This is a genomic window from Aurantibacter sp., assembly GCF_042094015.1.
Classification (GTDB): domain Bacteria; phylum Bacteroidota; class Bacteroidia; order Flavobacteriales; family Flavobacteriaceae; genus Aurantibacter.
In genome coordinates this window covers 23,699-29,764 of the sequence record NZ_JBELDZ010000029.1, presented here as the reverse complement: position 1 = coordinate 29,764, position 6,066 = coordinate 23,699, and the positions used below count along the sequence as shown (strand labels likewise).

The following is a 6,066-nucleotide window of genomic DNA, read 5'->3' as shown; positions in this document are numbered from 1 at the left end:
CGGGCTCATAACCCGAAGGTCACTGGTTCGAGTCCAGTTCCCGCTACAAAGAAGCTCCTTGAGAAATCAAGGAGCTTTTGTTTTTATAGGCTTATTTTAATTATTTCATTATTTCATTATATTTGACTCAAAATAAACCAATTATGAAAAAACAACAACTTCTACTGTTTGTTATATTTTTAACAAGTACATTAACACTTAGCGCACAATCACCACAAGGGTTTAATTATCAAACAGTAGTTAGAAATGCAGCAGGAGAGATATTAGCGAACCAATCTGTTGGTACACAATTCATTTTACACCAAACTACACCAACTGGAACCGCTGTATATACAGAAACTTGGTCAACATCAACGAATGATTACGGCCTCTTGAGCTTTGCTATTGGTAACGGAACTTCAACAGATGACTTTTCATTGATTGACTGGTCTGCAGGGCCATACTATTTAGAAACACTTTTAGATGTCTCTGGAGGTACTACTTATGTTAGTATGGGGACGTCACAACTTATGAGTGTGCCGTATGCAATGTTTGCAGAAAATTCAAGTAATAGTTATTGGGATAAAAATGGAGATGATGTTTTTTATAATTCCAGTACAGGTAGTGTTGCTATAGGAAGTAACAATGCTACAAGTAAATTATGGGTAGTACAAACTGACCCAACAAATAATAATGTACATGCTTTAAATGGAGGTTTAGGAATTGGGCTACTTATTAATCAAATTAATACTGGAGTCACAAACCCTGGTATTGTTGTAAATCAATTTGGAACTGATAATATTTCTCGAGGAATAGAAATTAATATGGATATGGCTAGCCAGAGTACTGGACTAGTTACTTCTCATAATGGATTGGGAAGAGGACAAGAAATATCATTGTCAAATACTGCAAATAACAATGTTGGAAGTGTAATATTTCATTCAGGTTTGGGAATAGGGCAATATATAGGTCTTGATAATACTGATAATTATTCATTTGCAAGTTTTATCGAAAATTCAGGTATTCAGGGTGGAGGACAGATAATTAACCTTGATAACACAGCTCAGGAATCTGTAGGACAAATGATTCGCTATAGTGGAACTGGAACAACACTAACTGGAGGAGGAAATGCTTTAGAATTATTACATTATGGGACTAATGGCGATGCAGCACAAATGTGGGTTGGAGATCCAAATCAAGCACCTGGGCCAACTAATACAACTTCTGAGTATAATACTTTACTTTTAGAGCATTTGGCTACTGGGACTTCTACTACTCCAGGTTTAAGTAAGTCGGCGTTAACTGCTATAAATCATAGTGCAGATGCAACTGTTCGAGTTTTTAATAATGGATCAAGTGATGGAGATGGAATGGTTGTGCAAACATTCCCTACAACTGATCCATTGGTTTCAGGAATTTATTCAACCGCTAGTACAACTGGTGGTAATTCTGGACTAGGAGTGGGTGTATGGGGTGATGGTGAAAATTATGGGATTGTGGGAAGTACTTCTTTATCGGGTTCTGGGTTCGGTGTGTTTTCTATTGGTAATTCAGGAGCTACGGGTGCAAAGTTATTTCATATAGACCATCCGCTCGACCCAGAAAATAAAACCCTGAGTCATTATTCTGTGGAGTCGGATGAAATCATGAATATGTATTCAGGAACGATTGAATTAGATAGCAATGGTAATGCAACCGTGGACCTTCCAGAATATTTCAGTGCTGTAAACAAAAATCCAAGATATCAACTTACAGCAATTGGCACCCCAACAGTGCCATATATAGAAAAGGAAATTTACAATAACATATTCAGCATCAAAGGAGCACCAAACACAAAAGTATCTTGGGTTGTTTATGCTGAAAGAAATGATCCAACAATAAAATACTTCAGAGAAAAACTGAATTTAGAACAAAATGTAAGGAATAAAAATACAGATGAAAGAGGAAAGTATCTTACACCTCAAGCATATGGTAAAAGCCCTGAATCTGGGATATTTTACAAAAAAAAGATAGACGCTCCAAAAGCAGGAAAATCAATTCCTTTGGAAAATATTACTGTCGAAAAGTCAAAAACGATAGAAAAAAAGAATTAATATCGGCTGAACAAGTTAATCCAGTTCCCGCTACAAAGAAGCTCCTTGAGAAATCAAGGAGCTTTTATTTTGGAATAAATTGAATGCTTGTATTAATATTTATGGAGAAATAAAATGCTATTGCGAAGCAAGGGGAGCTTCTTTACTCAAGCTCACTAATTAAGGACCATTCCGTAACGAAGTGAAGGAATGAATCCAGTTCCCGCTACTAAGTAAGACGCATCACTAGAAATAGTTGATGCGTTTTTTGTTTTAAAACATCTTCTACAACTATAAAAAGTAAATAAAACGGTCAAAAACACATAAATTAAAATCTCGTTTTAGTATATTTGGTTTGACATTTATTAACCACAAATACCTATAAACCATTACTATGAAACAAAAATCCTTACTACTATTTATTTTTGCTTTATTACTAAACACAGTAATTTATTCACAAAACGAAGGGAAACGATTACAAATTGCAGATGAATTTGAATTGAGCTTAACTTCTACAAAATCATATTATCACAACACTACTAAAGGAATAGTTTATTCTAAAACTTTCAAAAATAAAAACTCCGCATATATAAAACTTCATCTTAACTCATTTGATTTAAACTCTGGAGATTATGTTAAAGTTTTTTCAGAAAATGGAGATGAATATATTTATTCTGAAAAAGGAAAAATTGTTGGAGAAAATAAAGAAATGATTAGTGAGTTTTGGACTGGAACTATTTGGAGCGATGAGATTACAATCGAGCTTTATTCAAACGGAAATAACATAAATCATTACGGATTTAATATTGACAGAGTAGCTTATGGCCATTCTGTAGACAGAATAAATAGAGCTGTAGAATCTTTAGACACTCCTTTTGTACAAGAATCAATATGTACCGCAGATGACAAAGAAGCTATAGTATGCTATGACGGAACGGAAATGGGACGTAAGGCTGAGGCAGTTTGTAGATTACTTATTGGCGGCGGTGGATTATGTACTGGATGGTTATTAGGTTGTGACGGTAACGTTATGACAAATAATCACTGTATAGGAAGTGTTGCAGATGCAAATAATACAGATTTTTTGTTTAATTATCAATATGATAATTGTGCAGAGACAGTAAATGCAACATCGGACTTACAAGCAACTTCTGCTACTTTTATTCAAACAAGTGCTACTTTAGATTTTACATTAGTAAAACTTCCTGTAAATCCTACAGCAACATATGGCTACTTAAGTTTATCATCTAATATAGCATCAGTTGGGGAACGAATCTATATTCCACAACATCCAGGAGGAAGACGTAAAGAAATAGCTGTAAACACAGATGTTGGTGGAGACGCAAACGGTTTTGCTATGGTAACTGGTGTTGGCGGTGATGGTAATCGTGTAACATACCAATGCGATACGGAAGGTGGAAGTTCAGGTTCTCCTGTAATCCGTTATAGTGATAATTTAGTAGTAGCTATTCATAATACTGGTGGCTGTCCAAATGGCGCTGCTGGTAGAAGCGACGAAATCATTGCTGCAATAGCTGGAAATATGCCTCCTTGCGGAATAGACGACAACAATCCTCCGGGACCATTTGTTAGTGCAAGTACAACAAGTTCTCAATCAGTAATAGAAGGATCAGATTGTAGTTATACAGATATTGATTTAGTGATTAGATTGGCTCAAGTAGCAGATGCAAATGCAGACATTACCCTAAATATTACAAATGGATCAGCAACAGAGAATGAAGATTTTGAATTGTTAACAAACACAATTAGCTTTCTGACTGGAGACACCGCAGATAAAACTTCTGTTTTAAGAATCTTTAATGATGGTTTTATTGAAGGTGATGAAGATATTGAAATCACACTATCACTTAATGCTAATGGAGGAAATGCGCAATTATCTACATTTGACAAATTTAACATTACAATTAATGATGATGACATAGCTATAGGGTCTACCCAGAACGCAATAATCTTTGAAGATGATTTTGAAACTTATAATGATTTTACTATTTCTAATGTAGGACAATGGACTATGGTAGATAATGACGGGCAACCAACCTGGTATTCCACTGGCACAGAATTTCCAAATGAAGAATATACAGGAAGTTTTATTGTCTTTAATCCTGCACAAACAGTTCCTGCCTCAGATAATGGTTGGTCTGCTTATAGTGGTAATAAAGGTTTTTATTGTTTTAGTTCTGGTGGAGATGGCGGTGAAGGCGGAGCAACAGTAGCAAACCCTCAGAATGATGATTATATTATAACGCCACAATTGAGTACAGGAACTAATAGTCAAATAACATTTTGGGCGAAAGGATTAACGGATAATTACAATGGTGGAGAGCGTTTTAGAGTTTTAGTTGGTAATGGAAATACTGTAGCTAACTTAACTACAGAACTTACACCTAATCCTTATGCACAACCTACAACTTCATGGGCTGAATACACCTATAATATTCCAAACTCGTTTGATAACTCAAACATATATGTTGCTATTAACGTTGTTACTGTAGACGAGTTTGTATTTATGATGGATAAATTCGCAGTAACATCTTTTATAGATACAGATGTCCAAACACAAACTAATAATGCATCTACAGATGATATTTTAATTGATGGAAGCGGAAAAGTATATGCAGTAGATCCAACTTCTAATAATATTATGGCAGACATTAATGTAACAAACACAGACTTTGGATGTACTAACATCGAAGTTACAAGACAAGGTAATAGTGCTCAATCATATAACGGAAGTACTTCTCCTGCTCTAGTAATGGATAAAACAATTACAATTACACCAACAACAATAAACAATTCAGCTTTAACTACTGTAGCATTCTATTTTACTGAAGCAGAGTTACAAGGTTGGGAATCTGCAACTGGAAACTCTAGAAATAGTTTAGGAGTTCTAAAAAATGATGGATCTAACACAGAACAAGCCTCTGGAGTTATAACAACATTTGGTAACGACTTTAAACTAGAGGCTAATTTTACAACAGGAATTAACGGAACCTATTATTTTGGAAATCTTGCTTTACTTAGTAATCCCTCATTTAATTTAGCTGATAGTTTTAGTGTTTATCCAAATCCTACATCAAATGAATTAAATATTACATCTAGTAAAAACGACTTACCATCTAGTATATCTATTCATAATATGCTAGGGCAAGCCATTTTTAAAAAAGTAATTAATTCTGAAAGTGATTTAAAAGTAAATACATCTAGTTTGTCTAACGGAATGTATTTTTTAACAATTAACACAGACACTGCTAATCAAACTATTAAATTCTTAAAAAAATAAGTTTAACTTTTTAATTATTAAAGGCTAAATCAAATGATTTAGCCTTTTTTTTATATAAGGAATTATCTTTTTATAAAAATTCCAAAAAACTCACTATTAGATCTTTGAGGTATAGAATTATAACATTTATCAAATAGTTTTATTTGAAAATTTGATTTAAAATAAGACAAATACAGATTTTTATCTCCTCCAAAAGGACGTTTCTCTAAATCATTTGTTAATGGAATATCAAACCACAAACCAACTAATTTTCCATTAGGCTTTAATAATTTTTGCATTTTATTTACATAAGCTAAACGTGTTTCTTTTAATGGTGGAAAAGAGCAAAAAAATGTTTGTTCAATAATTAAATCATACTGTCCTTTATGAGAAAAAAAATCATCTAAAATGAGTTGTGATTCCGGAAATATAGGGTTTCGTTTTTTAAAATTCTCTAAAGGAATTTCAGAAACATCTAAAACAAAAACATTTTTAAACCCTTTATTAAACAAGTATTCAGCCTCATAAGCGTTACCTGCCCCAGGAATAAGTATTTTAACATCTTTATTCTCTAATTGATTAAAATACGTTTTTAAAGGTGTTGATACATAGCCAATATCCCAACCTGTTTTCTCATCTTTATATCTATTAGTCCAATAATTTTCTATTTTATTCATAAATTAAAAATAGTATTTATTAAGTATTACTTCACATAAATACTTAACTTTTATACTT

At 33.3% G+C, this 6,066-nt stretch carries 3 protein-coding genes; 2 read left to right on the top strand and 1 reads right to left on the bottom strand.

The window, feature by feature from the left end; translation table 11 throughout:
- Positions 1-143: 143 nt before the first annotated feature.
- A complete protein-coding gene (locus ACFDSN_RS06185; protein ID WP_375238970.1) occupies positions 144-2,072 on the top strand; it encodes a hypothetical protein in 1,929 nt (642 codons plus the stop codon).
- A gap of 373 nt (positions 2,073-2,445) precedes the next feature.
- The gene (locus ACFDSN_RS06180) at positions 2,446-5,352 is read left to right on the top strand and encodes a trypsin-like peptidase domain-containing protein (RefSeq protein WP_375238969.1); all 2,907 of its coding nucleotides are present in this window, start codon (positions 2,446-2,448) and stop codon (positions 5,350-5,352) included.
- A gap of 62 nt (positions 5,353-5,414) precedes the next feature.
- Here ACFDSN_RS06180 and ACFDSN_RS06175 read toward each other — a convergent pair whose 3' ends face one another.
- On the bottom strand, positions 5,415-6,008 hold the full coding sequence (locus ACFDSN_RS06175; protein WP_375238968.1) for a methyltransferase domain-containing protein: 594 nt from the start codon (positions 6,006-6,008) through the stop codon (positions 5,415-5,417).
- Positions 6,009-6,066 lie beyond the last annotated feature (58 nt).